Annotated in this window: 4 protein-coding genes; 1 reads left to right on the forward strand and 3 read right to left on the reverse strand. The window is 65.2% G+C overall.

Features of this window, described 5'->3' with window-relative positions:
* Positions 1-77 precede the first annotated feature (77 nt).
* Positions 78-431: a helix-turn-helix domain-containing protein gene (locus V7050_RS19320; RefSeq protein WP_324375847.1), complete on the reverse strand. Its 354-nt coding sequence runs from the start codon at positions 429-431 to the stop codon at positions 78-80.
* A gap of 84 nt (positions 432-515) precedes the next feature.
* Here V7050_RS19320 and V7050_RS19325 point away from each other — a divergent pair, with 84 nt between their 5' ends.
* Positions 516-1,082, forward strand: coding sequence for a DUF6538 domain-containing protein (locus tag V7050_RS19325; protein ID WP_324375849.1), 567 nt, complete (start codon positions 516-518; stop codon positions 1,080-1,082).
* Positions 1,083-1,433: 351 nt separating this feature from the next.
* Here V7050_RS19325 and V7050_RS19330 read toward each other — a convergent pair whose 3' ends face one another.
* Positions 1,434-3,086, reverse strand: coding sequence for a BCCT family transporter (locus V7050_RS19330; protein ID WP_324375851.1), 1,653 nt, complete (start codon positions 3,084-3,086; stop codon positions 1,434-1,436).
* A gap of 261 nt (positions 3,087-3,347) precedes the next feature.
* Positions 3,348-3,814, reverse strand: a 467-nt coding sequence (locus V7050_RS19335) for a 2Fe-2S iron-sulfur cluster-binding protein (RefSeq protein WP_324375853.1), incomplete at its 5' end; no start/stop codon positions are given.

Here is a 3,814-nt window from a genome sequence, read left to right on the forward strand (position 1 = left end):
GCCGTCCAGGAGTGGCACCGAATTCCTTCAAGAGCGCCCCAAAACCCGAGAGTCGGGTAGTGTGCGCCCCCGTGGCTTCACTTGCCTTTGGCCTTTCCTGCCTCCCGAGAAAGCCGGGCCAGGTCCTCGGCGCTCAGACCGTTGACGGTTCGCAGCAGCGCCGACATTTCGACAGGATGCCGCTTGATGATGTCGGCGAGATCGGAGGGCACGCGCCCCGCCATCGCCAGCAATTTATCCGGATCGCATTCGAGAATCTGCGCGATCGACCGAACCTTGTCCTCAGTCGGCGGCGTAAACTCGTCGCGCTCCACCTTCGACATATAGGTCGGGCTCACCCCGATCTTCTTGGCCATCTCTCGCAAGCCGATCTCCCGCGCCTCACGCTCGCGGCGAATAAACGCCCCGAACTTCTCCCTCCCGCTGGTCATGGCTCCTGTCTCCGTTTCCTGTTTAGCGGTCACTCTACACTTGATTCGATAGACACGTCAACCATCCACTAAACGGTGGCCGGCATGCCGTCAGGCAGCAATCTCGAATTCTCGGATATCTTCAAGCAAGCGCCTGAAATCTGGCTCTGGCGCCACGCACATGGTTCGATAGGTGTTCAGGAACGGCAGCCTGCCTTTGATTCTGTTGAGAATCTCGGCGGCTTGGGCAGTTGGTGCGGAGCGTCGCCCAAAAGGGCCGCCCAAATGCACCCCCATACCGCCTATGTTCGTCGACGTGGCGACTCCTTCTCCTTCCGCCGCCGGCCGCCGGTAAACCTGGCGTTAGCCCATCGCGGGAACAATACGCGACCGCATCTGACCGTCGCCCTCTGGACCCGCGATCCCCGGGAGGCGGCGCGTCGGGCGGCCAAGTTGAACGTCATCGCGGAGGCGGGTTGGGCGGTGGGACTGTCGGAGTCGGACATGCTCGGGTTGTCGAAGGCGGTCGCCCATCTCGGCGCCCAGCTTCCCGACCTGCCGCCGGCGCAGCGGGTCGAGGCCGAGCGTCGCAATGACGACGAGGCCCGGAAGGCGATCGCCGGCCAGCCGCACCGGCTGGACGACCCCGACTTCCTCGACGCCTTCGGGTGAGTCGAGCTTCCGGCGGCCGCCGACGTCGCCGAGCAACTCGAGGCCAGCGTCGCCGGCCATCTCGCGGCCTATGACGACGCGCTGCGACGCGGGGAGGCCCCGATCGCGGCGATGGAGGCCCTGCGTGCCCGGCTTGCGCCGCAGATTCCGGTTCAGCGATGTGGGGCGCCCGTGGCCAGGCGGGCGGGGATCGGGTCGGTCATGCAACTCTCCGTCGTGGACGTTTCGCATGATCGCCCATTCCTCGTCACTCAATTCATGACGGCGCATCGGGGCCTCCCTCTCTGGAGAAGTTGAATCAGCCGAATCCAGACCGTGCAAACACTATGCGACGGTTTATGGGGCCAGACCCTAGCGCGGTTCGGTGGCGAGTCCTCGCCAGATCGAGACGCACATCACCAGCAGCACGAGGGTGAACGGCAGGCCCGTCGAGATCACCATCGACTGCAGCGACTGCAGGCCGCCCGCGGAAAGCAGTAGTACGATAGCAACGATTCCCTCGAAGACGCACCAGAACACCCGCTGCGGCACCGGGGCGTCGACCTTGCCGCCCGCGGCGATGGTGTCGATCACCAGCGACCCGGAGTCCGACGAGGTCGTGAAGAAGACGATCACCAGAACGATGCCGATCAGGGAGGTGATCGACACCCAGGGCAGCGCGTCGAGCACGGCGAAAAGCTGCAGCGGCAGGTCGGCTTCCGTTGCCGCCGTATAGCCGTCGCGAACCACCTGGGTGATGGCCGTGCCGCCAAAGATCGACATCCAGATGACGCAGACCAGCGAAGGAATGAGCAGCACGCAGATCAGGAACTCGCGCACGGTCCGGCCGCGGCTCACCCTGGCGATGAACATTCCGACGAACGGAGACCAGGAGATCCACCAGGCCCAGTAGAACGAGGTCCAGCCCTGCATGAAGTTGACATCCTCCCGCCCGAAGGGGTTCGACAACGCGGGCAGGTACTCGAGATACGCCAGCAGGAAGTCGGCGCTACTGATCAGGAGAAGCACCGTCGGCCCGGCGAGCAGCACGAAAAGCAGGAGCAGGAACGCCAGACCCATGTTGATCTCGGAAAGGACCTTCACGCCACCTTCGAGGCCGCGCAGCACCGAGATCAGCGCGATCGCCGTGATGCCGACGATCAGGAGGACCTCCGGGATCGGACCGATCGGGACACCGAACAGCTTGTTCAGCCCGGCATTGGCCTGCGCGGCGCCGAGGCCGAGCGACGTGGCGAGACCGAACAACGTCGCGAAGACCGCCAGGATGTCGATCACATGGCCGGGCCAGCCCCAGACCCGCTCCCCGAAGATGGGGTAGAAGGCCGACCGCATCGTCAGCGGCAGGCCCTTGTTGTAGCTGAAGAGTGCCAGCGACAGTCCGACCACGGCATAGATCGCCCAGGGGTGCAGCCCCCAGTGGAAGATCGTTGCCGCCATCCCGAGGCGGATCGCCTCCGCCTCGTCGCCCGCGGCGGCCCCGAGCGGTGCCCAGTCGGTCCGGACGCCATCGGGCCCGACGGCGGTACCCCCGAGGGACGAGGAGAAGTGGCTGAGAGGCTCGGAGACTCCGTAGAACATCAGCCCGATGCCCATGCCGGCGGCGAAGAGCATGGAGAACCAGCCGACATAGGAGAAGTCGGGCGTGGCGTCCCGGCCACCGAGCCGCACGTTGCCGAGGCGGGTCACGATCAGGAGCAGGCAGACGATCACGAAAATGTCGCCGGCGCCGAGGAAGACCCAATCGAAGGATTGGGTGACGGCCGAGAACAGCCATGTGAAGATGGCACTCGCCGCGTCAGGCAGCGTGAGCGTGAAGACGACGAACGCGATGACCGAAAGCGCGGAGATTGCGAAGACAGGATTGTGTATGTCGAAGCCGAAAGGCCCCAGGGAGCCTTCAATATTGTCGCGACCGATCGTGTAATCGGTGTTGATGATCCCAGTGGGACCGTCGGCCGGGCGTATGCCGGCCGCCAGTGCGGGATCATTGGACGTTTCGGTCATTGAACCTCCTCTCTGGCAATTGACTGCGGTGTCTGCGCCCGCGCGACGAGCGGGCGATCTGATGGGTTGCATTGCCCACGCGTCTTCGGAGGATTCTTGTCCGACACCGCAGAGGATGACGGATGAATCGTCTTGATGGCGTCCCGTGGCAGGCAGCAGGAACTCGCGACGCACGAAACCAGCGGCCGAGCCCCTCGGTTCGGGGCACGGTGGAGGTCGCCTGTCGGCGACGGGTGGGCCTAGCCGTGGCGGGTCGTCACGTCATGCCTCGATCTCGACCCGCCCCATCGGCAGCGAGCAGCAGGCCAGGATGTATCCCGCGGCGATGTCGTCCTCGGAGATGCCGCCGTTGTGGACCATGTGCACCTCCCCGGAGAGCTTCCTGGTCTTGCAGGTGCCGCAGACCCCGAAGTTGCAGCCCGACGGGATGTTGAGCCCCGCCGTCCGCGACACCGCGAGGATCGTGTCGGCCTCGGTGCAGGGCACCGACCGGCCACTCATCGTGAAGATCACCTCCGAGGCGGCCTCGGCGTCCGGCACCACGTCGTCGAGCTCCGGCGCGTCGGCGGGCGTCAGCACCGGCGGTCCCGTGAAGGCCTCCTGGTGGTAGTGATCCATGTCGAAGCCGAAGCCGATCAGCATCTCGCGGACCGTCTGCATGAACGGCTCGGGTCCGCAGCAATAGACCTCGCGCTCGAGGTAGTCGGGCGCCATCAGGCCGAGCATCA

The organism is Amaricoccus sp., from assembly GCF_036846665.1.
In the GTDB taxonomy this organism is placed as follows: domain Bacteria; phylum Pseudomonadota; class Alphaproteobacteria; order Rhodobacterales; family Rhodobacteraceae; genus Amaricoccus.

What these genes read in the sequence shown, in the direction of transcription:
- V7050_RS19325 (WP_324375849.1), top strand. Translation starts at nt 516, where the DNA reads ATGCCGTCAGGCAGCAATCTCGAATTCTCGGATATCTTCAAGCAAGCG.
- V7050_RS19320 (WP_324375847.1), bottom strand. Translation starts at nt 431, where the DNA reads ATGACCAGCGGGAGGGAGAAGTTCGGGGCGTTTATTCGCCGCGAGCGT.
- V7050_RS19330 (WP_324375851.1), bottom strand. Translation starts at nt 3,086, where the DNA reads ATGACCGAAACGTCCAATGATCCCGCACTGGCGGCCGGCATACGCCCG.